General features: G+C 69.9%; 19 protein-coding genes and 2 pseudogenes. 14 read left to right on the top strand and 7 right to left on the bottom strand.

What is annotated here, in order from left to right:
* Positions 1 to 595 precede the first annotated feature (595 nt).
* Entirely contained in the window at positions 596 to 961 is a 366-nt protein-coding gene (locus ACFYZL_RS38900) for an iron chaperone (protein ID WP_388685779.1), read from the bottom strand.
* Between the two features lie 70 nt (positions 962 to 1,031).
* Positions 1,032 to 1,826, bottom strand: a complete 795-nt coding sequence (gene ppk2 / locus ACFYZL_RS38905) for a polyphosphate kinase 2 (RefSeq protein WP_384756842.1) — start codon at positions 1,824 to 1,826, stop codon at positions 1,032 to 1,034.
* Between the two features lie 474 nt (positions 1,827 to 2,300).
* On the opposite strand from ppk2, the gene ACFYZL_RS38910 reads away from it, so the two are divergent.
* Positions 2,301 to 2,777 (top strand): tRNA adenosine deaminase-associated protein, encoded by a 477-nt coding sequence (locus tag ACFYZL_RS38910; RefSeq protein ID WP_388685782.1) that lies wholly within the window; start codon positions 2,301 to 2,303, stop codon positions 2,775 to 2,777.
* A gap of 27 nt (positions 2,778 to 2,804) precedes the next feature.
* Here the strand turns inward: ACFYZL_RS38910 and ACFYZL_RS38915 are convergent, their stop codons facing one another.
* Positions 2,805 to 3,743, bottom strand: a complete 939-nt coding sequence (locus tag ACFYZL_RS38915; RefSeq protein WP_384756847.1) for a LysR family transcriptional regulator — start codon at positions 3,741 to 3,743, stop codon at positions 2,805 to 2,807.
* An 83-nt stretch (positions 3,744 to 3,826) separates the two neighbouring features.
* Here ACFYZL_RS38915 and ACFYZL_RS38920 point away from each other — a divergent pair, with 83 nt between their 5' ends.
* The 5 genes from ACFYZL_RS38920 (at position 3,827) to ACFYZL_RS38940 (ending at position 8,771) form a co-directional block, all read left to right on the top strand.
* Complete coding sequence (locus tag ACFYZL_RS38920; protein ID WP_388685785.1) at positions 3,827 to 4,753, top strand: DMT family transporter; 927 nt, start codon at positions 3,827 to 3,829, stop codon at positions 4,751 to 4,753.
* Between the two features lie 49 nt (positions 4,754 to 4,802).
* Positions 4,803 to 4,973 (top strand): hypothetical protein, encoded by a 171-nt coding sequence (locus ACFYZL_RS38925; protein ID WP_384756852.1) that lies wholly within the window; start codon positions 4,803 to 4,805, stop codon positions 4,971 to 4,973.
* Between the two features lie 473 nt (positions 4,974 to 5,446).
* A complete protein-coding gene (locus tag ACFYZL_RS38930; protein WP_388685788.1) occupies positions 5,447 to 6,109 on the top strand; it encodes a DUF998 domain-containing protein in 663 nt (220 codons plus the stop codon).
* Between the two features lie 144 nt (positions 6,110 to 6,253).
* Positions 6,254 to 7,411 (top strand): sensor histidine kinase, encoded by a 1,158-nt coding sequence (locus ACFYZL_RS38935; RefSeq protein WP_388685791.1) that lies wholly within the window; start codon positions 6,254 to 6,256, stop codon positions 7,409 to 7,411.
* Positions 7,412 to 8,414: 1,003 nt separating this feature from the next.
* Positions 8,415 to 8,771: a WYL domain-containing protein gene (locus ACFYZL_RS38940; RefSeq protein ID WP_388685807.1), complete on the top strand. Its 357-nt coding sequence runs from the start codon at positions 8,415 to 8,417 to the stop codon at positions 8,769 to 8,771.
* Here the strand turns inward: ACFYZL_RS38940 and ACFYZL_RS38945 are convergent.
* Complete coding sequence (locus tag ACFYZL_RS38945) at positions 8,672 to 9,046, bottom strand: hypothetical protein (protein ID WP_388685812.1); 375 nt, start codon at positions 9,044 to 9,046, stop codon at positions 8,672 to 8,674. The two genes, ACFYZL_RS38940 and ACFYZL_RS38945, sit on opposite strands and share 100 nt — an antisense overlap.
* A gap of 339 nt (positions 9,047 to 9,385) precedes the next feature.
* Here ACFYZL_RS38945 and ACFYZL_RS38950 point away from each other — a divergent pair.
* The 5 genes and pseudogenes from ACFYZL_RS38950 to ACFYZL_RS38970 all read left to right on the top strand — a co-directional run.
* A pseudogene (locus ACFYZL_RS38950) lies at positions 9,386 to 10,452 on the top strand (transposase); the annotation flags it as partial.
* Positions 10,453 to 10,542: 90 nt separating this feature from the next.
* Positions 10,543 to 10,935, top strand: a complete 393-nt coding sequence (locus ACFYZL_RS38955; protein WP_384752728.1) for a DUF6193 family natural product biosynthesis protein — start codon at positions 10,543 to 10,545, stop codon at positions 10,933 to 10,935.
* Between the two features lie 312 nt (positions 10,936 to 11,247).
* Positions 11,248 to 11,718, top strand: a complete 471-nt coding sequence (locus ACFYZL_RS38960; RefSeq protein ID WP_388685810.1) for a DUF3592 domain-containing protein — start codon at positions 11,248 to 11,250, stop codon at positions 11,716 to 11,718.
* A 1,283-nt stretch (positions 11,719 to 13,001) separates the two neighbouring features.
* Positions 13,002 to 15,398, top strand: a complete 2,397-nt coding sequence (gene fxsT / locus ACFYZL_RS38965) for an FxSxx-COOH system tetratricopeptide repeat protein (protein ID WP_388685793.1) — start codon at positions 13,002 to 13,004, stop codon at positions 15,396 to 15,398.
* A gap of 400 nt (positions 15,399 to 15,798) precedes the next feature.
* Positions 15,799 to 16,869, top strand: coding sequence for an alpha/beta hydrolase (locus ACFYZL_RS38970; RefSeq protein ID WP_384752717.1), 1,071 nt, complete (start codon positions 15,799 to 15,801; stop codon positions 16,867 to 16,869).
* 185 nt (positions 16,870 to 17,054) lie between these two features.
* Here the strand turns inward: ACFYZL_RS38970 and ACFYZL_RS38975 are convergent, their stop codons facing one another.
* The gene (locus ACFYZL_RS38975; protein WP_388685795.1) at positions 17,055 to 17,462 is read right to left on the bottom strand and encodes a hypothetical protein; all 408 of its coding nucleotides are present in this window, start codon (positions 17,460 to 17,462) and stop codon (positions 17,055 to 17,057) included.
* A 475-nt stretch (positions 17,463 to 17,937) separates the two neighbouring features.
* Between ACFYZL_RS38975 and ACFYZL_RS38980 the strand changes: the two genes are divergently transcribed.
* Entirely contained in the window at positions 17,938 to 18,489 is a 552-nt protein-coding gene (locus ACFYZL_RS38980; protein ID WP_388685797.1) for an SMI1/KNR4 family protein, read from the top strand.
* 946 nt (positions 18,490 to 19,435) lie between these two features.
* Here the strand turns inward: ACFYZL_RS38980 and ACFYZL_RS38985 are convergent.
* On the bottom strand, positions 19,436 to 20,437 hold the full coding sequence (locus ACFYZL_RS38985; protein WP_384752708.1) for a GlxA family transcriptional regulator: 1,002 nt from the start codon (positions 20,435 to 20,437) through the stop codon (positions 19,436 to 19,438).
* 102 nt (positions 20,438 to 20,539) lie between these two features.
* Here ACFYZL_RS38985 and ACFYZL_RS38990 point away from each other — a divergent pair, with 102 nt between their 5' ends.
* Together ACFYZL_RS38990 and ACFYZL_RS38995 are read left to right on the top strand one after the other, a co-directional pair.
* Positions 20,540 to 21,178, top strand: a complete 639-nt coding sequence (locus ACFYZL_RS38990) for an HD domain-containing protein (protein ID WP_388685799.1) — start codon at positions 20,540 to 20,542, stop codon at positions 21,176 to 21,178.
* Positions 21,179 to 21,687: 509 nt separating this feature from the next.
* The gene (locus ACFYZL_RS38995) at positions 21,688 to 22,581 is read left to right on the top strand and encodes a LysR family transcriptional regulator (protein WP_388685801.1); all 894 of its coding nucleotides are present in this window, start codon (positions 21,688 to 21,690) and stop codon (positions 22,579 to 22,581) included.
* A gap of 1,133 nt (positions 22,582 to 23,714) precedes the next feature.
* Here the strand turns inward: ACFYZL_RS38995 and ACFYZL_RS39000 are convergent.
* Positions 23,715 to 23,806: pseudogene (locus ACFYZL_RS39000) on the bottom strand (TetR family transcriptional regulator); the annotation flags it as partial.

The following is a 23,806-nucleotide window of genomic DNA, read 5'->3' on the forward strand; positions in this document are numbered from 1 at the left end:
CCCCGCCACGGTGTACGTGGCGGGGGCCACCGGCCCGGGAGGGGTGAGTGAAACCGGAAGGCGTGGCAGGTCGGCGGACGGCTGGTGTGCCGAGGCGGGCCGCCCGGCAGCCGGCGGGCGGCCCTGGGCGCCTCCGCCTACTGCGGAACCGTGCCACACCCTACGGCTGTCAGCCTTCGGCGAGACCGCGCAAAGACGCGGGTCGGCCGGCGTGACGTTCAGCGCCTCGCGCCTGCCCCACCGAGCAGAGAACGGCGCGCGGCCGGCCCGGGGGCGAGTAGCGGTACCTCGCCGTACCCGCGGGTATCGGCGCGGATCGGGCTCAGGTTTGATGGACGTGGACCGATCAGGCAGCTTTCCGGAAAGGAGGAAAAGGGGCCGGTCGGTGCCCGTACCTCCAGTGCGCACCATCGTCGTCGGAGACGTCGACGGCATCGCTGAGCATCGCAGCCGGGTCGGAGTTCGCCGCAGGCCGCGATGCCGGTGGGAGTAGGGTGCCGGCCGACCCGGACGTTCGGAGCCCGAGACCACCGCGAGGACGTCGAGGTGTGGGTACGGTCCGTCCGTGAGGCCGCCTCGACCGGTGCCTGCTTGATCAGCAGACCGTGCCGGGCCGAGCCGCTGTGGCCTCGAGGAGATCGCGCAGCAGGGCCAGGTCGGCCTTCTCGGGCCTGCGGAAGCGCAGGCATCCCTTCCCCATGTCGTGACCGGCCGGCCGTTGCTCGAACGCCTCGCGTACATCACTGCGCATCACGTAGAAGGACAGGTACAGCTTCTGGCTCGCGAACGCGAACTCGTACGACCCCTCCCGTTCGTATGCGGGCATGCCATGCGCCATGACCTGGTCGAAGCTCGACAGCTTGGCCCTGCACAACCGGCGTACCTCGGTCAACACAGCCTTGCATTCCTCAGGAACCTCGGCCAGGTAGCCGTCGACGTCACTGGCCTCGCTCCGCACCATTCCATGAGGGTATGCGCGATCGGCGACCCTTCCCATCAGCCGCGTGAGTGCGCGGCCGGTCCGATGCGGCTCATTCCTTCCGGAGCGTGGCCGCGTGGTCGGGCACGACGGTCTGGAGCTCCTTGGGAGGTCGTTCGTATCCCGTGGACGGGGGCCGGGGCGGCAGGGTGATCTGTGGCAGGTCCACGTCCTCGTACGCGACCGAGGAGAGCAGGTGGGCGATCATGTTGAGTCTCGCGCTGCGCTTGTCGTCGCTCTCGACGACGTACCAGGGGGCGTCCGCCGTGTCGGTGTGGACGAGCATCTCGTCCTTGGCCCGGGAATAGGCTTCCCAGCGCGTGAGCGACTCCAGGTCCATCGGGGAGAGCTTCCACCGCCGGAGCGGGTCCTGCGTGCGGCGGCGAAAGCGTTCTTCCTGCACCGCGTCGCTGACGGAGAACCAGTACTTGCGGAGCAGGATCCCGTCCTCCACCAGCATCCGCTCGAAGGCGGGACACTGCCGCAGGAAGAGCTGGTGTTCCGCGGGCGTGCAGAAGCCCATGACGTGCTCCACGCCGGCACGGTTGTACCAGCTGCGGTCGAACAGGACGATCTCCCCGGCGGCCGGCAGGTGCTCCACGTAGCGCTGGAAGTACCACTGGGTGCGCTCGCGCTCGGTTGGTTTCGGAAGGGCGGCGATGCGTGCCACGCGGGGGTTGAGGTGCTCGGTGACACGTTTGATCGTGCCTCCTTTGCCCGCCGCGTCGCGGCCTTCGAAGACGACGACCAGCCTGGCCCCCTTCGCGCGCACCCACTCCTGGAGCTTGATCAGCTCTGTCTGCAGTCGCAGCAGTTCCGCCTCGTAGGCCGCCTTGCGGAGTCCCACGTCCCTACCTCCTCATCGCTGCGGGCGCTTCGGTCAAGTCAGGCATGGCAGACATCCGCGCGCAACCACGTCCTACGGGCCTCGGCGTGTCGATACCCCGGCCGCGCCGAGGACGAGCCTGTCGTCGTCTCGGTGGGAGCAGCCGCCGTACCGGCGATCGAGAGGCCAGTGGCTCGACGTGGTTCTGCTCCTGGCGGGGGAGGGTTCGTTGGTGGGGCTGAGGTGCCGGGGCAGGAGAGCCGGCTGTCGACGGTGACGACGCCGTCCACGTTCTACCAGCAGAGGGCCCGCTGACGTCCCCGCGCCAGTCGACTGCGCTTTCCTGAGTGCATGCCGGGCCGATGCCGATGCCGTCGTCCAGCTCCTGCGCAGAGGCCGGTAGCCGGACCGGGGCGGGGGTGCTGCCTGCTCCGAGCGGGGCATGACCGGCAACATGACGGCTGACCGCCCAGCGGGCCGGGCAGGTGTGGAGGGGTGAGAGAACATGCGAAGCACCGCTACGCCGTCGCTGTCGTCCGCCGGGGCGATTCTTGGGAGTGCACCCGGCTGGGGCGCACCGCGCTCACCGGCCTTGACGAGGCGATCACCACCGTGCGCGAGGCGGCCACCGACGACGCTGACGTGGTGTTGGGACTCTTCAACGCGGACGAGGAGTTCTTCCTGATCGTGCGTCCCACCCCCGGTGGGACGGACCTGATGCTCTCGGACACGCGGGCTGCAGAGCAGCACACCCTCGCTGCCCAGGTGGTGGACGCCCTGCATGTCGAGGAATTGAGGGAAGGCGCTTCCGGTCCCTCGCCCGCCGGGGCGCTGGGGATCCTGACCGATGCGGGCGTCGGCCCGGCCGATATGGCCGCCCTCCTGCGAGCAGGTGCCGAGCCTGACGCACAACTGCGTGCGCTGGCTGAGCAGGCCGGGTTCGGCGCTCAGTTCGAGGATGCCCGGCAGTAGGAGCGCAACCGCGGCCTCGCTGGTGGGTCAGGCGGCGGCGATCGCCGCCGTGTGCTCCGTGATGAGGGAGGTCACGGCTGCGATGGGAGGCCAGGACCACTGGCCGGTGCGCACCACGAGTGAGGTGCGGCGGGTGCCGGCCAGGGGGTCGAGGGGCCGGAAGGCGACATCGGTGCGATCCCGTTCGATTCCCGACTCGGCGAGCAGGGCCACTCCGAGGCCCGCCCCGACGAGGCTGTTCACCAGGTGCAGGCTGTCCATGCGATGCGCGATGCGCGGCGCGAAACCGGCGATCGCGCACACCCGCTGGACGAGTTCGTCGTCATCGGTGCCGCGCGAATTGGCGATCCATCCAGATCCGGCGAAGTCCCGCAGTTCGGTCAGCGCGACGGGCCGTCCGACGTCCGCGTGATGGGCGGGGACCGCCAGGAAGAGCGGCTGTTCCTCGATCTGCCGGACGCTGAGTTCCGGTGGGACCGTACGCGGCACCAGGCTGTAGTGGTAGACCACCCCGAGGTCTATGCTGCCCGAGCGAACGAGATCGATGGTGTGATCCGGCTCGTGCTCGTAGGTCTCGACCTCGATCCGCGGGAAAGCCGTCCCCAGCCGCGCGAGCATGGGCAGCACCACCGGCTCGACCGCGGTGAAGAAGCTCGCGAGCCGCACACGCCCCGCCGGCTCGGCCCCGCCGCTCAGCTCGGCCCGCGCCTCCTCCACCGCGGCGAGGATGGCGACCGAGTGCTCCGCCAGGCGTTCGCCCGCAGGCGTCAGCCGCACCCGCCGCCCCACCGGCCTCAGCAACTGTGCACCGACCTCCGTCTCCAGCACGGCGAGGTGCTTGGAGACGGCCGAGGTCCCGTATCCGGTGGCCGCGGCGACCGCAGCCATGGTGCCCAGGCGGCCCAGCTCTACGAGCAGCCGAAGTCGGCCGAGATCCGGAAGCGGGCGTGTGTCCTGGGGTGCCATACGACAATCATCCGCTAATAGTGGCCATTGACGCCACTATTAGCCCGTGGACAGCAGGGAACGATGCCCGCTCCAATGGCGGGATGAACGCCTCTGCCGCCCCTGTCGTGGCATCTCACCAGGTTGCCGCCACCCCCCACGGCCCGATGCGGCCGGCAGCCCGGCCGCGCGGTCTGCCCGGGGCGGTGCTCCTCCTCGTCGCCATGGCGGTGCTGCACACCGGCGGTGCCCTGGCGACCGAGTTGTTCGACTCCCTCGGCCCAGCCGGCACGACCTGGCTGCGTCTTTCCTTCGCCGCCGTGTTCCTGCTCGTCTTCACCGGCCGGTCCCTGTGGCGCGTGGTACGCGCGGCCTCCCGGGCCGATCTGATCGTCACCGTGGCCCTGGGATCAGTCAGCGCAGGCATGATGCTGCTGTTCTCGGAGTCCGCCGCCCGGCTGCCGTTGGGTACGGCGACGGCGCTGGAGTTCCTCGGACCGCTGACCGTCGCCGTCGCCTTCTCCCGGCGCCCCAGGGAACTGGCGTGGCTGGCGCTGGCCGCGGCAGGCGTCCTGCTCCTCACCTCGCCGTGGACCGGCGTCACCGATTCCGCAGGAGTCCTCTTCGGGCTGGGTTCGGCCGTCTGCTGGGCGTTGTACGTCATTGGCACCGCGCACGTCGGCAGCAGGTTCTCGGCGCAGCACGGTCTGGCCCTCTCCCTCGCGGTCGCCGCAGTCGTCGCCGCGCCGTTCGGGGCGGCGGAGACGGTCGTGAACCTCGACTGGAAGGTGGCCGCCGCGGCGGCCGGCATCGCCGTACTGATGCCGCTGGTCCCCTTCCTGCTGGAAATGAAAGCGCTCCAGCGCATGACCAAGACCACCTACGGCACCCTGGCCGGCCTCGAGCCAGCCGTAAGCCTGCTGGCCGGCGTGCTCCTCATCTCCCAGACCCCGACCGCCGTGCAGGCGGCGGGCACCGTACTCGTCGTCATGGCAGGTATCGGAGCGGCACGCCGGGAGACGGGTCGTTGACGGGTTTCGCCTGCCGCACCCGCTGATCGCGGAACATGTGCGCCTGGCGATGCTCGCCACCGGAATCGTCGTCCTCGTCCTCGTTGGCCACGTCACCGCCGAGGCCCTCGCCGGCTACGTCTCCGCCCTCGCCGGCTCGTACGTGGCCTGGCACCACCGCCCCCGCGGACAAGAGCCCCGGCCGACTCCGTCCGAGCCCCCGCCCGCACCCGAGCTGTGAGGGTCTTGCCACCCCCTGACGCCGCTGTGGCCTTCGGGTTCCCGGATGAAGCCGGCAGGTCCACCTCGATGCCGCCGTAACCGTCCGCGTTGTACCCGTTGCGCTCCCAGCCGTCGAGCAATCCGTCGCCGTCCGCGTCACCTGACGTCGAGGTCGTGCTCACATCGAAACAGACCTCGACGGAGGGTCCGTCTTCGTCGCTGCCTTCCTCACCGTCGCCCGCGAACAGGACTGGGGCCAGTTCACGCTGTCGGTCTTCTCGGCGCCGGTGTCGCGCCTTGGCGTAGAAGTCGGGGGCCTCAGCGGATCAGTCCCTGAGCCCCGTCTGCGCTCCGGCACGTACACCAAACGGTGCAGCCGGCCGGGTGACGACACCATCCGAGGTACGGCTGGGTGTCTGCATCGGGACGACGCGGCCGCCCCCGCCCCCTCCGTAGGTTCTGGATCACCGGAACGACACCGAGGAGGACGGCATGACGGCGACGAACACGGCACCGGCGGCGGGAGTATGGGCTCCGCTCATGCTGATCGGCACCGGGGCCTTGGCGATGGCTGTGGTGGAGATGCGCAACCCGGGGTACGACCTGGTGAGCGAGACCCTCAGCCGGTACGTGAACGGCACGGCCGGCCGGCTGCTCCCGGCGGCACTGCTGGCCGTCGGAGCCGCCTCCGCCGCCCTCGCGGTACGGCTCGGCGCCGGGACCCGACGGTCCGGCCGGGCGGCGCTTGCGGTGTGGACGGGCGGCGTTCTGGTCGCGGCCCTCTTCCCGGCGGACCCACCCGGCCACTGGAGCAGCCCCTCCTTGTCCGAACTCGTCCACGGCAACGCCGCCTTCCTCGCCTTCGCCGCCCTGCCGACCGCGGCCGTGCTGCTACGCGAGACGCTCGCCGCCCGACGGCCCGGCCTGCGCACGGCCCTGAGCGCCCTCACTGTGGCCTCGGTCGTTGCCACGGCGGCGCTTGCGGTCTTCCTGGTCGACGTGATGGACGGCGGTCCGTCGCTGGGACTGGGCGGCGCCCCCACGCTCGTCGGTCTTGTCGAACGCCTCGTACTCGCCGCCGACTTGGGGTGGATTGCGCTCGCCCTGACCGCGACGCGCCCCCGCGACGAGCACGGGTGGGACCCTCGTGCATGATCGGCGCATGGACCGCCCCCCGTCCCCGCCCCTGCCGACCCCCGCGCGGCGCGGCTGATCGACGGGCTCCTCGCGGCCGGCACCGCCGTCGCCGTCCTGGCAGGCACCGCCCGGTTCGGCGGCCGACTGGACGCCGCGGGAGCCTTGCCGCTCGCCCTGTGGCTGGGCCTGCTCCTCTTGGCGCGCCGCCGGTGGCCGCTCGCCGTGCTGCTGCTGAGCGTGCAGGCCGTGGTCGTCTTTCGCACCTCCGGGCTCACCGACGCCGGCTGGGTGTGGCCGCTCTCAGCCGCCTACGCCACCCTGGCCGCCGACGACCGGCCCGGCCGCCGCCCCGGCCTCCCGTGGGCAGCCGGCATCGGCCTCGCCGAACTGGCCTTCGCCGCGACCTGGGACACGACGGCAGGCGGCGCCACCCCGCGCGAGGGCCTCGGCTCCCTGGGCGCCGAGGCCCTGTGGCTGGCGGTGCTCCTCGCCGCCGCGACCGCCTACCGCAACCGGCTGCGCTGGCGCGCCGAACGCGACGAGCGCCTGCTGCGGGCCGCGCGGGAGCGGGACTTGGAGGCCGGCCGGCGGATCGCGGAGGCCCGCCTGGACATCGCCCGCGAACTGCACGACGTCGTCGGGCACACCCTCACCGTCGTCGGGATCCAGCTCCGGGTCGCGGCCGAGGCCCTGGACGACCCGCCGCAGGAGGCGCGGGCCGCGCTCACCACCGCCCAGCAGGTCCGCACCGAGGCCGTACGCGACCTCCGCGCGCTCGTCCACGTGCTGCGCGCGCCCGGGGAGGCCCCGCAAGACCCCGCGGCCGGAGTCCCCGACATCGCGGCGCTCATCGACCGGATGCGTTCGGCGGAGCTGGACATACGGCTGGAGACGGCCGGCGACCTCGCCGCTGTCCCCGCACCGGTCTCCCTCGCCGTCCACCGGATCGTCCAGGAGGCCCTTACCAACACGGTCCGCCACGCCGCGGCGTCACGGGCCGACGTGACCGTCCGGCTCGTCGACGGGCGGGTGGAGGTGAGCGTCACCGACGACGGCCGGACCGTCGCGCAGACCTCCGAAGCGGTCGGGCACGGTGTGCGTGGGATGGACGAACGCGTCCGAGCGCTCGGCGGCGACTCTCCGCCGGACCGCAGGACAAGGGCGACGGATGGCTCGTGCGAGCCGCCATCCCCGTGCCAGGCTTGCACCCATGACGATCAAGGTCGCCAACCCTGCACGAGCTCGCTAGGGAGAAACTGTGTCTCGTATGGCCAGCGCCAGCCAGACGACTGGTACCGCTGCCAGAACGATCAGCAGTAGACAGCACGGCAGCGGGGACGGCCCCTTGAGGGGTGGCTGGGCTGCTATCTGCGGGGCCACTCGGCGCACGTCGTCGGCGTGATACCACGTCTTGCTGGCGGACCCGGTGGTGGTCATCCAGCTGTCCGTACGGACCTGCACTCCGTGGGCCAGCGCATTTACATACACCGAGCGAGCACCAACGCCCGGCCACAAAATGCTCACCTGGCGCGCCGTCAGCCAAACACCCTCAAACTCGCCAGCCATGTCGTGCCCTTCCCCCAGCAGCCAGTGACGCAGCATCACGAACTGTCCCATAGCCAGGCGCAGTTCGCCCCCCTCCATCGCTTCTCGGGATTTCGACGCGTTCGGCGGCTTACCAGTCGGCGACTAGGGAGTCTTGCCGGTCTGCGCTTCGCGTGAGCGTGACGCGATAGTCGTGTTGAGGGTGCTGAGCAGGCTGATGTGGGGCGTGCCGGGTCCTTGCACATGTGGATCTCGATCACGATGAAGCCGGCGAGGACCGCGGAGTCCGCCCACGAGTTGGCCACGGTGGAGTCGGCGTAGAGGAACTGCCAGGTGTATCCGGCCGAGGCGTCGGCCCGGCGACCGGCAGGGTGATCGCCGTCAGGGGCTCGGCACCGTTCGCGAGTTTCGTCTTCTTCTCGGCGAAGTCTGCCATCGCGGGGTCGACGCGGGAGCACACGTTGACGAAGACCTGCGCTCCGTCAACGGCGTCAGTGTCGTACTCCGCGCGCACATCAAAGATCTGCTCTGAGCGGGCGCCGGGCGCCGGGCATGAGCCCGCTGTGGGGCCGGAGTTGACCGACCATCCTGCCGGCCGGGTGCCGGCATCGGGCGGGATGCTCGCGGGTCAGAAGCTGCGGATGATGAACCAGGCCGCGGCCCCCAGTACTGCCAAGACCCCGCCGATCGAGACGGTGCGGCCGATGCCGTCGTGCACGTTGTCGGCGATCACGTTGCCGAGGATGCCGACGAGCGGCGCTCCGATGGCGATCAGAAGATGCCGATCACATGGTTGATCAAGGGCCACTGGTACCTCATCGCCTGGTGCCGCGCCCGGCGGTCCGGCCGGGGCTTCCGGCTGGACCGGATCGCGGCGGCGGCCCCCACCGGCGAGCAGGCGCACCCCCGCGACCTGGCGGAACTGCTGCGCGGCTCGGTCGCCGCGGCCGCGGTGCAGCCCCTCGCTCCGGCTTCCCCGCCGGCCAGGGACACGCGCTTTGAGGGCTGTCCCAGGACGACACACCTAACCGCCATTCAGGTCATGCGTCGCGCCTCGCAGGCCGTCGTCGACGAGCTTGACCCGGGCCCGTCACCCACGACGTTCACGATGTGGTCGCCAGCGGGCCACGGATGACCGTCAGGGGAGGCCCTCGGCGGTCGGCCCGCGCGAACGAAGTCGCCGTACTCGTCCTGGACCACGTTCTCGTTGACCCACCGCCCTCGCTCCGCTCCAGAGCACTGCTCGGCAGCGATGAGCGCGGCGAGCGGGTCCTCAGCCATGCCCAGCAGCCGGCCGAACTCGTCGTCTCCGTCATCGGGGTCCAGCGGCGGAAACTCGCCCAGGTTCAGGAAGCTCTCGCTGCCGGCGTCCTCGACCGTGTGGAGATAGACCTCATAGGCCGTCTTCACCGGGCGAACCTCTACATAGCGCACTCCCGGACGCTCTGACGAGCCGCACGGCCCAAGAAACTGCTCGACCGGACGACCCCGCCGCAAGGACCCAAGGATGAATGACTCCGCCAAATACCGCACCGCGCCACCCTACGGCGCACCAACCGCATCCACGACTTGACGACCAATACGGCGACCAGCCTGAGCTTGACGTTTATGGTCTGGAGCCGAACGGGGCTCGAACTTGATCGGTGTTTCCGCTGTTCACCAGATATGTGAGCGGCCGGGGTCCGATGCTGGGATCAGGTTCGCTGCGGCTCGAAAGTTTGGATCGGGGGACTGGTCGAGCACGCTGGCTCGGACCGCTCGTTCTGCCACGCCTTCGGCCGGGGCCCGGGAAAGCACCAGAGGGTGCCCGGCCGGCCCTACTGGATCGTGGCCGCGCTGGAAACGGGCCGGACTTCGTGGACCGCCCTGCTGGACGCGATCCGGCTGGAGCCCGGTACCGAACTGGCCGCGGTCACCGCCGATCAGGTCAGCGATGTCGTCAGTCGCCTCGTGGACGCCGGCCAGTGGGGGGGCGGAGGGTGACCCGAACGTCTTGGTCGTCCTCGACGCCGGATACGACGCGCCCCGCATTGCTCATCTCCTGGCCGGTCTTCCAGCCGAGGTGTTGGGCCGGCTCCGTTCAGACCGGGTGATGCGCAAGCCTGTCCCGGTGCCGTGGATCTCCCCGCCGCAAGGCGGCCGCCCTCCCAAGCACGGCGGCGAGTTCGTCTTCGGTGACCCGACCACGTGGGGCGAGACCACCGCGGTCACCGTCACCAACACCGACCGCTATGGCACTGCAACCGCCCAGACCTGGGACCGGCTCCACCCTGGGCTCACCCGCCGGGCTGCTTGGGGCGACCACGAGGGATCGTTGCCCGTCATCGAGGGCACCGTAATCAGGTTGACGGTCGCGACGCTGCCCAGCGGAGGGGTGAACAAGCCCGTCTGGCTGTGGTCGGGCATCGGCGCCGCCACGCACGACGTGGACCGTTGCTGGCAGGCGTTCCGGCGCAGGTTCGACGTGGAACACACGGTCCGGCTGCTCAAGCAGACGCTCGGCTGGACCAGGCCCCGACTGCGGAAATCGGAAGCGGGCGACCGCTGGACTTGGCTCGTGCTGGCCGCGCACGCCCGCCCGCCCGCTCGCTCGGGACCTCCGCCGTCCCTGGGAGCGGCCGGCCGAACCGAACAGACTCACACCCGCCCGGGTCCGGCGGGGGTTCAGGAACCTCCGTGCGAAAACAGGCACGCCAGCCGCTGCACCAAATCCCACAAGGCCCGGCCCCGGTTGCCCGCTCGGCTCGAAGAACCGACAGTCGACCACCCGCTATGACGTCGGCCGCGTCCTCGCTACCGGCGAGTCCTGCACCCGACCCGCCCACCACAAGGTCGGCACCAAACCCCGACGAACAAGCCCCGCCCCCACACAAGCAGGCCTGAGGGATGGCGGTCATGATGTCCCCATGACACTGAGGCCATCGAGCGATGACGCTGTCGAAGTGGGCTGGCAGAAGGTCCGCGCTGACGGACGCGTGCGCCCGGAGCTGCTGGAAGCTGCGTACGCCGAACCGCGCCTGCGGCAGCTGTTCCCCTGGACCGGCATGGGCGAGCTGCACTTCAGCCGCTGCACCGAACAAGGGTGGACGTGGGACATCCCCTACATCCAGCCTGCTGCCGGAGACAGCTACTGGGTGTCAGGTCCTCTCCGTTCGCAGGCCGTGGGGCCTGCGGAGACGGTCTCGCACGCCATCGCCATGGTCTTGGAGCGCCTTCCGGTCGGCTGCGGGCCCGCCTTCCTCGGCACTCCAGAGGAACTCGCAGTCCATGAGGCGATCCAAGAGCAGCTCGACGGTTAAACGGCTAGCTAACCAGCTGCGCTGAGGTGCGGGAACAAAAAGTTCCCGGGGTTGTGGAGTCGGCGGCGCTGGCCCTGCCCAGTCTGCCGCCTGGTTCGCCGGGTGGGACGGCGCACGGTCACCTGTTCACGGGGCAGAGAGAAGCGGCCAAGGCGCGATCCGTGGTCAACTACTGCACAGGGTTCGGCTTCCAACGGCGCGGCCGTCGGCGAAGGTGGCGGGGTGTCGGCGGTGGCTTCCCAGCTGTTCCTCCGGCGCGGCGCCGAGCGTGCCACGCATCCCTCTCTTGCTGCTGCTGAATCGAGAAGACCCATGTCTGCTTCCCAAGTCCTGTGGATACTTGCGCTGGCCTTCACTCTGCCCGGAGCCGTTGTTGGCACGGCGGCGTACCGCAAGGTCCGCCAGATTCGGACTCTGCTCCGACGGGGAGCGAGGGCACAGGGCGTCGTGACCCGACTGGAGGCGACGAAGCTGGAAGGGCCGGGCGAAGGAGCCACCATCACCATCCGGAGCTCCGGGACCACCGTGTACTCCCCGGTCGTAGCGTGGACCACTGCTGATGGACAAGCCATGGAAACCAGCACGAACGTAGCCCGCTCCCTCGCCAGGACCCCGGCCGTCGGTACCCGGGTCGAAATTCGCTACGACCCGACGGATCCCTCGCGATGGACGCTCCCGGCCGAGGGCAGCGGCTTCTGGCGGCTCGGCGTCGCGCTCGGCGGGCTCTTCTTTGTGATCGGGGCGGGGTTCCTCGTCGGAGCACTGTACTCACGCGGGGCCTGAACAGGTGATCCCCCGGATCCTTGCAGCCCCGACTGCGTGACCAGAACTGGCATCCGGCGCCGGCCCGACACCCGATCCAGGTGGCTGATCAGGACGCACCCGCTCACCGCGGACAGCGATGCGCGAGGCGGAACCGCAGTGCGCAGTACCTCTTCGGCCGCCCGGGACGCGTTCCATCGACAGACGGCGCCTGACTCGAGCAGCGGGCCGGTGCAGCCCAGCGGAGGCGCACTGGCGCCGTCGCCGCCCCGACTTCCCCACTCCGACCGGGGGGGGACGGAGGTGCATCCGGAGTTCGAGCGGGCCGACGTCGTCGCGTGGCGGCTCGCTCACGACAAGATCACCCTTCCCGCCGGGGCGGGGCAGGCCTCGCTGCTGGTGCGCGGCACCGGGGACGCCACAGGCCGGCTCCGGCTTGATGCCCCGTGGCTGGGCCTCGCCGACGACATCGAGGGCACCGACCGGCTGTCGGGCTGGGTCGCCGACGACACGGACGCCGACGCGCTGGCCGCTCTGGCGGCGGGCCCGGTCGGGGCCACGCTGACCCGGCTCACCTCACCGGGTGCGGGCCCGCTCGCGGTGCTCGGGGATGTCCGGGTGACCGACCTGTTCAGGTCCGGATTCGGCGGCCTGCGTATGCGTAGCGCCACGACTGCGGCGGCCTGGCCCCGGTCCTCTGGTGCGCCGAGCACGGCGACGACGTCGCCCCGGTGCGGGGGTGGCACGCGGGCGGCAGCCTGCGCTGCGCGCAGCTCGCCCGCCGTAGGGCGGCAAGCGCGTAGGGGCTCAACGGCTGTGAGCAGTCCCGGCGCACCCTCAGGTGTGCCGGGGCCGTTGGTCAGGCTCGGATTTCGTTGGCCAACGTGCGCATGGTGAGGCGCCATGTCCGATGACGGGACGTTCAGCAGGCGCCTGCAGAGGGGGGCTTGAAATGTTCGGACGGCTGTGACTGAGCACGCGAAATGGCCCGGACGGACAACTACGACGCACAACATCCGGCGTGATCGTCTACTGGTGCGCGGCTGCACGAGGGGCGCTTGGCACCGCGCCCTGCACACCGAGGGTGGCCGAATCCCTGCAGCAGGCTCGGCATCCGGACACTGGACCGGAGTAACACCGCCGCCGGTGTCGTGACCACCCGCACCCTTCCATGGACGTGATCCAGGCGGGAGCATCCTGGTGACGGTGGACGGGGGTGGCAGACCGTGGGGCGTAGACGGGGTGCGTGGGCCGGGTCGGCGGTATCGGGAGGGGCCGCGTTGGTGGCGGCTGTGCTGGGGCCGGTGACCAACTACGCCAGTGACGCGGTGCCTGGCTGGGCGGCGCAGGCGTGGGTGATCTGGCCGGTGTTCGCCGTGCTGGTGGTGGTCAGCATCGGGCTGTTGCTGTGGGGCAGGTATCTGGATGCCGCACCAAGGCCCCCGGCGCGGCCGGCACCGGTGAGCCGACTGGCCCGAGGCCGGCAGGCTTCGTTACGCCCCCCGCATGTTCAGCGCGTGCGGGGGCGTGAGGGTGAACTCGCCGTGCTGGCAGGCATGCTTCCGCGGCCACAAGGCCGGTTCGCGGTGCTGTGCGGGGTCGGCGGGATCGGCAAGACAACGGTGGCCGCGCAACTGGCCACCCAGGCCGAGGCGGCGGGCTGGCGAGTGTTTTGGGTGCGCTGGCGCGACGGTGCCGAGCTGGCGCAGCAGATGGTGCAGGCGGCACTGGCCTGCGGCCTGCCAGAGGCAGAGCTGGAGGCCGCGCGAGCGGGGCAGGCGAGCCTGCCGGATGTGGTCTGGCGACAGTTGGGCCGGGCACGGCGGTGGCTGCTGGTGGTGGACAACGCCGACGAGCCGCACGAGATCGGCCCGGCAGGGGAGCCGGTGGCCGACTACCGCGGCTGGATCCGTCCTCACGGTCGGGGCCTGCTGGTGGTGACCAGCCGGGATGGCAGCGAGCAGACCTGGGGTCCGTGCGCACGGCTGCTGCCACTGGAGCCGCTGCCGGTGCGACCTGCGGGGCAGGTCCTGCTGGATGCTGCTCCCGTGGCCGGCACCGCCGAGCAGGCCCGGGAGCTGGCGGCGCGACTGGGCGGGCTGCCACTGGCGTTGCACGCGGCCGGCACCTATCTGGCCGGACCCACCAGCCGCTACCGCACCTTTGCCGCCTACCGCCAGGCCCTGGAACAGGAAATGCGGTTCTTGTTGGGAGCGGCGCACCCGAATTCCTCCCATCCGCAGGTCGCCCGCGCCGTGGTGCGGCACACCTGGGAGGTGTCCTTGGACCAGCTCGCCGGGGAGGGCAACGCTGTGGCCCGCCCCTTGTTGCGACTGCTCGCCCTGTTGGCTGGGGCCCCCGTCCCACTGTCCCTGATCACCCCGGACCTGGTGTCCGTCGTCACCGGACACGACGTCACCGCGGCGGCCCTGGAGGCCGCGTTCGCCGGCCTGCACCGCTACGGTCTCCTCGGCCTGCCCCACTCTCCCGGCAGCACCGGCCCGGCGTCGGGCCGCAGTGAGGGGGCCCAAGTGGTGCTGCATCCCCTGATCCGAGAGATCAACGCTGTCGCCCTCACGGCCGAGACCTCCGATCTCGCCGTGTGGCACCGGGCTCTTGCAGAGCGACTGACCACCGCTGTGCACGAGGCCGACCAGCGCGGGCGCGCTGGTTGGCCCGCAGCCGTGCTCCTCGCCCCCCACCTGCCGCTGCTGCTCGACCACGCGGACCCACGCACCGCCACGGACCACCACACCACTCTCAACACCCTGGCGCAGGTGCTGCAGAAGGCCGGCGCTTTCGGTGCGGCGCGCCTGCTGCACGAACGGGTCCTCGAGATCGAGACCCGCATGCTGGGCCCCGAGCACCCCGATACCCTGACCAGCCGAAACGACCTGGGCAATGCCTTGTTCGGAATGGGAGAGCCGGCCGAGGCAATACGTCTGCTCCGGCAGACCCTGGAGGACCGCGCCCGCATCCTGGGCCCCGAGCACCCCGATACCCTGACCAGCCGCAATGACCTCGCATGCGCTTTGGACGGGACGGGTGAGCACGTCGAGGCGGTGGGTCTGCTGCGCCAGACCCTCAACGACCGTACCCGTGTCCTGGGCCCCGAGCATCCGCATACCCTGGCCAGCCGGGACAGCCTCGGTCTCGCGCTGGATGGGATGGGCGAGCACGCACAAGCTGTGCGCATCCACCGGAGCACCCTGGAGGACCGCATCCGTGTCCTGGGCCCCGAGCACCACCTCACCCTGCTCAGCCGCCACAACCTCGCCAGCGCCCTGACCAGGGCGGGTGACCAGACGGAAGCGATACCCCTGCTGCGGCAGGCGCTCAACGACCACGCCCGCATTCTGGGCGAGGAGCATCCGCACACGCTGGCCAGCCGGGACAGCCTCGGTCTCGCGCTGGACGGGATGGGCGAGCACGCACAAGCTGTGCGCATCCACCGCAGCACCCTGGAGGAACGCACCCGCATCCTGGGCCCCGAGCACCCGGACACCCTTGCCAGTCGCCACAACCTCGCTCTCGCTTTGACCAGAGCAGGTGAGCAGGCCGAGGCGATAGACCTGCTGCGCCGAACCCTCGATGACCGCGTCCGCATCCTGGGCGACGAGCACCCGCATACGTTGAGCACCCGCAACGCACTGGAGACAGCGTTGGCCATGTCCACCCAACGGCCCCAAAGTCGGAGGTGACACCGGCTGCGGCGCAGGAACGTCGCAGCCGGGGGCGGTTGAGGAGGCCCCCTATCCCCGAGCCGCCCTCAAGCGACAAGCAGCACTCTGCAACGGTGGAGGGACTCAACGGCCGGCAGGCGGCCCTGCTGGAGGAGCTTCGGCCTCCGCACGGGCCGGTATGAGGTCCTCCTCCCGGCTGGTCCACCGTCGCGGCGCCCGGCGCCGTCCCCCGGGCCTCTGTGGCCCGGTCACCCGCACCGTTCTGAAGCGGGTCGCGCCCTGACGAACCTCGTGGCGCTTCGATGGAACCAAAATGTGGCCGTGTCGATCTTTACCTGCGAGGTCCGTTCGAGACCGCGTTCGAGATCCTTCAGTCTGCGCCGGAGTCCTAGTGAAACACCGTTCCGCCACGCTTTGCGTGGCCTTCGTCCTGTCCGCCGTCGCCGTGCTGTCCGGTTGCTCCAGCGACGGAGATCCCGTCTCCTTCGCCCCGAAGGAGTCGGCGAAGCCGGGGGAGACCAAGGTCGCCAGTGACGTACGGATGCCGACCAACCCGCGTACGTGGGACCCGCAGAGGACGCTGGCGGACGGGACGCGGGTGGTGCACGTCGACCTGAAGGGGCCGAAGTCCGGCTTCACCGGCCGGGTGTGGGCCTGGGTCCCGAAACAGTACGACCGGCCCGAGTACAAGAACAGCGCCTTCCCGGTCCTGATGGCGCTGCCCGGTGCCGTGGGCTACCCGACGAACTACTTCTTCTCCAAGGAGTTCCGCCTTCAGGAGCGGATAGGCGAGGCCGCCGACAAGGGCGAGAGCCTGCCCTTCATCGTGATCATGCCGGTCCTGAACGCCAACAAGGACACCTACTACGACGGCAGCGACATACCGGGGCAGCCCAAGATGGGCACCTGGATCTCGGACGACGTCCCGGACCTGGTGCGGGAGAACTTCCGCACCTACGCCGACCCGAAGGGCTGGGGCTTCTTCGGCTCCTCCTCCGGCGGCTACGTGGGCATGAAGATGGTGCTTCAGTACCCCGAGCGGTTCAGCGTGGCGATCGCCGGCGGACCCGATGCGGCCCCCGACTCCCCGCTGTGGAACGGCCACCCCAAGGAGAAGCAGGAGAACAGCCCGGCCTGGCTGGCCGAGCAGCTGATCAAGAAGAGCGGCGCCGCGGGCGCTCCCTCGAGCAGCCCGTCCAGCAGCGCCAAGGCCGGCCCCAAGCCCAAGAACAGCCCCTCGCCCTCGCCGGCGACCGGTACCACCACCGGCTACAAGGTGTCGATCTCCTTCCTGATGGGCACGAAGGAGCCCAAGGCGGAGGTCGCGGCGCTCGACAAGCTCCGCCAGGAGATCACCAAGGGCCCGATCGAGACCAAGGTGACCTCCTTCGAGGGCGGCCACGACGGCTACAAGTACACGGACACCCTGTTCAACGGTGACCTGAAGTGGATGAGCGACCGGATGCGCGGCCCGGTCGCCGCGAAGTGAACCGTTCCGACCTCTCTGCCGCTCGAATGTGAGCCGGTCGAGGGACATCGCCTCCCTGGCCAGGGTATGGACCGTTTTCGCGTAGGTCTTCTCGCCGGGAACGACGGTGTGCTGGGCCTCGCCGGCAGTCACAGCCGCATCCGCGGTGTTCTTGGCGATGCTGAGCGTGCGGACGCCGTGATTCTTCAGCCAGGTCGCCAGCCGGGCCCGGCCGACTCGCCTGACGCGGACATCAGCCGTTCCCGGCTGCGCAGCAAGTCGGCGAGGTGGGCCTTTAGGTCGGGGAGGTAGGAGACGTCGGTGGAGAAGTGCTCGCAGCCCAGACAGCGAAACCGCAACGGGCAGGCGTGGCCACCAGCAGCGACGTTGGACGGTTCGCGGCAAGCCCCGTACGGGGTGGAGACCTCCCCGATCGCGCGACGGATGTGCTCGGAGTCCAGCAGGCTCTGTGCCGCGCGCCAGACCCGGTTGCCGTGCCGGTTGATCTGGAGGGCCGTGACCCGGTCGACGGCCTCGCGCCGCCGCTCGGCGCCGATCCGTGATGGTGGAGTCGGGTCTGGGAACTCCCTGAATGCCTTGGCGCCAGTGATCACGTGTAGTCGAAGAAGCGGTGCCACCACAGGTGCTGCCAGTCGTCCATCTGCGCCGGTCCGTCGTATCGCTTCCTGAGCACGCGCCTGGGAATCAAGATGCAACCGAGTGTCGCTGCGGCAGCTTCGATTCGGCTGCGATCCTCCTCGTGCAGCCCGTCTGCAGGATCTGTGGTGTCACCCCCGAGACCTTCCACACTCGCTGTGATGAGGGAAGCAAAGTGTGCAGATGGGTCCGGCTGGCGGCGAGGGCGTCGGTCGGCCGGCCTTCTGCCTCGATCCGTCGAACGCCGACTTCGTGCTGCTCACCCCGAGCCCGGGCCAGGCCTTCTCGTTCGGATCCATCCAGGATGCGAAGGTGGGGCCCCGCGGATCCATTGCAGGGTCGGCCCTCGTAGATTGGGTGTTGCCAGAACGATGCTCCGCACCGTGCGGTTCGGCGAGGCGAGGCGAGGCGAGGGGTGGGGTGGGGTGGGGCATGCGTGGGACGGAAGCGGTAGCGGCACTTGCCGAGTTCATGCCGGTGGCTCACGGGATGGACGAGCGGGTCGCTTGGGGTGAGGTCGAGGCGGCCTGGAAGACCCGTTTCCCATCGGACTACGTCCGTTTCATGGAGGTGTACGGGTCGGGGGTGATCAGCGACGGGATCAGCATCCTGCTGCCGTCGCTGCAGGCCGAAGGCTACCCGTACACGCCAGGTCCGGGCCTGGAGGACGAGACGAGCATCGCCCGCGAGCTCTGGGAGACGTGCTGCGACGAGGCCGACTTCGATGTGGACCTTGAGTCCATTGTGGCCTGGGGCGTCACCTCGGGTGCGGACATCTACTGCTGGGCGGCCACGGACGAAGACCCGGATCGATGGCCCGTCCTGACCTATGTGAGATACACCGACAAGATGCAGTTGCACGCCTTCGGCATGGCCGAGTTCCTTCGCAAGGTCCTGGGCGATGCGGGTTTCCAGGAGCGGGAGATCAGCGTGACCCTGGGTGAGGCGTCCTTCGTCAACTGGCGCAACAGGTCACCTCGCTGACCAGCCGAGGATGTGGAGTCGGTAGCGCCGGCGTTGCGGGCCATCAGCCCGGCGGAGTTCACCACGGCCCGCGACACGTACACAGCCCGGGCCCGCAAGGCCGGAGACAGGCAGCTGGTCGTGACCGACATGCAGGTGCTCACCTATGCCACCAGCACGGCGCCAGCCGCACGATCTTGATGCGGTTGAGTACACCGAGCGCGATCAGGGGAGTCGAGCCCGTTGTAGCCCTCGAACGTGAGGATGGCGATGTGCACGGCGGGAGTTCCTTCCGGGTGGCTGTGATGCGATAAGGATCCGCGGGCAGGACAGTCAAAGAATTGTCATGGATCCAATCCGCCGCATGGCTGCCCCGCGATGCAAAAAGCTGGTCGACGCGCTCGCATCGGAGATCCGGACCGGGCGCCTCGCCCCCGGGACACGGCTGCCCACCCACCGCGCTCTCGCCGCCCGCGAGGGCATGACTCCTGGAGAAGCCGGTGCGAGAGGCGGTCGTTCGTGATTGAGCGGGCGTTCGGGGCGCCGACGCAGCACGCCCATCACTTCCTGTACCAGAGCGCGGTGTCCGCCTCACTCCGCAGACACGCTCAGGACGGCAGTTGAGCGCCGCGAGCGGGAGCAGACATCATGCGGCATCGCTGCTGGCGAATCGGCCCGGCGGCCGGTCAAGCGACTGGACCGACCCGTGAGCCTCTCCCGGGAGATCGCCCGCAACGGCGGTCGGGACCGCTACCGAGCCGCCTCGGCCGATGCCGCCGCCTATGAGCTCCGGCGCCGCCCAACGCAGGCCAAGCTCACCCGGCGTCCCCGGCGTTCGCGACATCCCGTGGGCCGCCGTCGGGAACCGGTTCCTTCTCGCTACGAGTTGACCGGTACCGCTTTGTCGTGCCGAAACCCGACCCCATGGGAGGCGGCAGAACTGGCAGAACTGGTGGAGAGCCTTCCTTCAGACCCTGGGTTGTTTCCTCGTTTCCTTGGCAGGGGGGACGGCGGTTCGGACCGTGCCGGTGGTGGCGAAGCGCCGGCGGTAAGTGGTGGGGGTGACGCCGAGGTGACGGACGAAGACGCGACGGAGGGTTTCGTCGCTGCCGAGTCCGCTGTGCCGGGCCGCCGATGTCACGCTGTGCCCGTCGAGGAGGAGCTGTTGGGCGCGGTCGAGACGGACCCGCTCGACCCAGCGGGCAGGGGTGGTGCCCAGCTCCGTGTGGAACAGCCGGGTCAGGTGCCGGGGGCTGACGGCCGCGGCACGGGCCATGGACGGCAGATCGTGATCGGCGGCCGGGTCGGCCAGCACGGAACTGATCAGGGGGCGCAGCAGGTCGCTGCGCGGGGGCGGGGTGGTGGCCGTGGTGAATTGTGACTGGCCACCCGGACGTTGGAGGTAGACGACCAGTTCGCGTGCGATGCGGCGGGCGGCATCGGGCCCGTGGTCGTCCTCGACCAGGGCCAGGGTCAGGTCGATGCCCGCGCTGATGCCCGCGGATGTGATGAACCGCCCGTCCTGGACGTGGATCGCGTCCGCTTCGACGAGTACCCGGGGGTGACGGCGGGCGAGGGTGCCGGCATGCCGCCAGTGAGTGGTCACCCGGCGTCCGTCGAGCAGACCGAGTTCGGCGAGGACGAAGGCGCCCGTGCACACCGAAGCGACCCGCCGCGCCCGCGCAGTCAGGGTGCGGGTCGTCGCCAGCAGCTCTGTATCCATCGGCTGCTCCGCCAGGCGGTCACCTCCGGCCACGAGCACCGTGTCGATCCGGCCGGCCTCGGCGGCCGTCACCGTGCCGCCCAGCGGCATCCCGTTCGAGGACCTGACCTCCCCGCCGCACGGAGAGATCAGGATCAGCTCGTAGCGGTGGTCGAACCGACTCGCCTGGTGCAGGACTTCCGCAGGGCCACTGACGTCCAGCATGGTCACGCCGTCGAACACCACGAAACCCACACGATGCGTCATGTCTGAATCTGTGGATTCTCTATCAGGAAGGACATGGCGCCATGGTACGTGCCCGGCGACTCTGGGAGTCGGCCTGTTGCGACGAGAATTTGGAGAGAGAACATGAGCGAGACGATTGCGGGAGTGTCGATCCCGGACAGCGCTCTGGCACGGGAGGCGACCGAACTGGTCCGTGACGCGGCCTCATCGCTGCTGTTCGACCACTCCCGGCGCGTCTTCCTCTGGGGAGCGCTGCGCGGGCGCGAACAAGGGCTTCGGTTCGATCCGGAACTGCTGTACGTCGGGGCGATGTTCCACGACCTGGGGCTGACCGAGCGGTTCCGCCGCACCGACCAGCGCTTCGAGATCGACGGTGCGGACGAGGCGCGGCGATTCCTGCACACCCACGGCATAACCGGCGAGGCAGCCGACCGAGTCTGGACGGCGATCGCCCTGCACACCACGCCGGAGATCCCGTTGCACATGGCACCCGAGATCGCCCTGGTCACCAGGGGAGTGGAGCTGGACGTCCTGGGCATCGGCTACCACACGGCATCCGACGAACAGCGCACAGCCGTGACGGAGGCCCACCCGCGCCCGGACTTCAAGAACCGGATCCTGGCCGCGTTCACCAAGGGCATCGAGGAACGGCCCGAGACGACGTTCGGCAACGTCAAGGCCGACGTACTCGGCCACTACGCGCCCGGATTCGTCCGCGGCGACTTCGTTGCGGTCATCAAGAACTCCGCCTGGCCCGAATAGCCTCGCCCCGCGCCGGACGGGGATGTTCCGCGCAGCGGCACGGTGAGCCATGTGGCGGATCGTGTGCCGGTGTCGAGTTGATCCCCGGGCAGGCCGGCTGCCTGGGCGGCTCGGCGTGCCTGCTCGGGCGGTGGGCAAGCGCGTATCGGAGGCCCGTGCTCACTGCGCGGCGTGGTGCTGCGATGCTCCTGTAGGCAGCAGCTCGATTCCAGAGGGTCACCACTGGTAGGGCGAGGTGAGGTCACTGCGTCTGGTGGCCGGCGCCTGACGCGCCGTCCACACGGCCGGGCACCGCATCACGCCCCGGGGAGAGAGTTTCTCGCGAGGGCTTTGAGTGGCTCGGCAAGGCTGCGGGCCAGTGCGCCGGCGAGTCGGTTCAGCCGCAGTGGGCAGCCTTCCTCATGCCTACAATGCGTCAGACGATCTTGTAATCCGCGGATGTGATCAAGGTGTACTCCCATGCGGTTCGATAACCGCCGGGTCATTGACAGGGAGGGGCTGGGGGGCCGGTGGAGCTGCGGGACATCGAGATCTTCCTGGTACTGGCCGAGGAGTTGCACTTCGGCCGGACCGCGCAGCGGCTGCATGTCTCCCAGGCACGCGTCAGTCAGGCCATCAAGAAGCAGGAGCGGCGCATCGGCGCCGAGCTGTTCACCCGCACCAGCCGCATTGTGCGCCTGACGGAGGTCGGCCGGCAGTTGCGCGACGACCTGCAGCCGGTCTACGCGGGCCTGCGCGAATCCCTGGAGCGCGCCCGGCTGGCGGCCCGCGGCATCACCGCACAGCTCCGCGTCAGCATGATGCCCTTCAACCTCGCTGATCTGCACCCCTACTGGAAGGCGTTCCGCGCAAGATACCCGTCCTGGGGGCTCCAGATCCGTCCCGTGGCCTTCACCGATGTGTTCGGCCAGCTCCGCAACGGTGCCATGGACGTCGCGGTACTTTGGCTGCCGGTGGAGGAGCCGGGCTTCACGGTCGGACCGCTCTTCTGTACCGACTCCCGGATCCTCGCCGTTGCCGCGGACCACAGGCTCGCGGTTCGGGACGCCGTGCCGCTGGAACTGCTCGCCGATTTCCCGCACGCTACCGCCCTCGGCATGCCTGACTACTGGGAAGACAGCTACCTGCCCTTCTACACTCCACGCGGCCGCAAGATCGAACGCATTACATCCGCAGCTTCGGACAACGCCGATCAGCTGATCAGCCACGTAGGCATGGGCGACATCATCCACACGTTCCCCGGCCATGTCGCCCAATACTGGGGCATGTCAAACATCCGATTCGTTCCCCTCCCCGACATGCCCACCATCAACTTCGCCTTGGTCTGGCGGACCGAAGCCGAAAACGACCTCATCCGCGCGCTCGCCGACACGGTGCGCGATCTGGGTGTCTTCCGTTTCTGACACAGTGGCGCAGCCTGCCGGCTCCACCATGTCGTGGGCGCCGCGGAAGGGGCGGGGCGATCGAGGGCTGTGATCAGGTCCGAGGAGCGTCTCGTCGGAGCCATTCGCCCTCCGCGGTTCCAGTACGCCCGGTCCGGCGAATCCCGCCGCGCGCTCCGGCCTCGGGCGCGGCGTGCAGTGGCAGCCATCGTCCATCACCGGCGCAGACCTGCTGCGGCATCAGGACGCTGAAGAGCCATGCCGTGTGCTGCACGGCCCCACCCGCCCGTGCCCGGATCGCCGGCACCCAGAGAGCCGAGTAACGGCCTTCCACGCTCTGCCGGCTCCTCAGGCGCTGGGCACAGCGGAACAGCGCGAGGCCGCCGGAGGCCAGGACGAAGATGATCGACGTCCAGGTGGTGGTGGCGATCTCGACCTAGATGAAGGCAGTGAGCACCCGCAGCCAGGTATCGGGCTCCGGCGCCCGAGGTGCTCCGCGAGTCACGTGCGGTCTTTCACCAGCGACGCGCCGGGGTTTGGTGCCGATCTTCTGGTCGGCGGGGCGGGTGTAGGGCTCGCCGGTGGCGAGGACGCGTCCGACGTCGTAGCGGGTGGTGGGCCGCTGGTTTTTCGAGCCGACGGGGCGGGGCCGGGCGGGTGTATTGCGGTGCACGGGATGGCGTACCCGACCGCGCGTGCAGGTTCCTGAACTCCCGACGGACCCGGGCGGGGGCGGGCTTGTTCGGTTCCGCAGGTGGTTCCCAAGGCCGGCGGAGATCCGCGGCGAGAGGGTGGGCGAGGAGGAGTTGCGCGTGGGCGGCCAGGACGGGCCAGGTCCGGCGGTCGGCTGCGGCGCAGTCTCGGAGGCTCGGGTCCACCCGACCGCAAGGAGCGTTGCCGGAGGACAAGAGGCAGGCTCCGGGGTTTCCGACGTCCCGGGGGCCTCCACTTCGCTGACCTCCCGGCTCAACGATGAGCCGGGCAGGCTGTCACGCCCAGCCACGCCCAGCTTCGCGAGGGAGGCGAGCTGGTCGGCGGTGAGTTTGTCGCGTCGGGGGGTGGCGCCGTGCGCGCGCCGAGTGACCGGAGGCGTTGCCGCAGGCAGGCAGGGTGGGGTCGGTGGACCCTTCCCCGGGCCCGCGGCGGGCGGTGCGTCAGAGCATCGCGAGTCGGTCCACGAGTAGTTCCACCCTGCGTCCGGTGTCCTCCGGTGGGAGCCGTCGTGCACGGGTCAGGGTGGCCAGTC

This window comes from Streptomyces sp. NPDC001717, assembly GCF_042892775.1.
Lineage (GTDB): Bacteria > Actinomycetota > Actinomycetes > Streptomycetales > Streptomycetaceae > Streptomyces.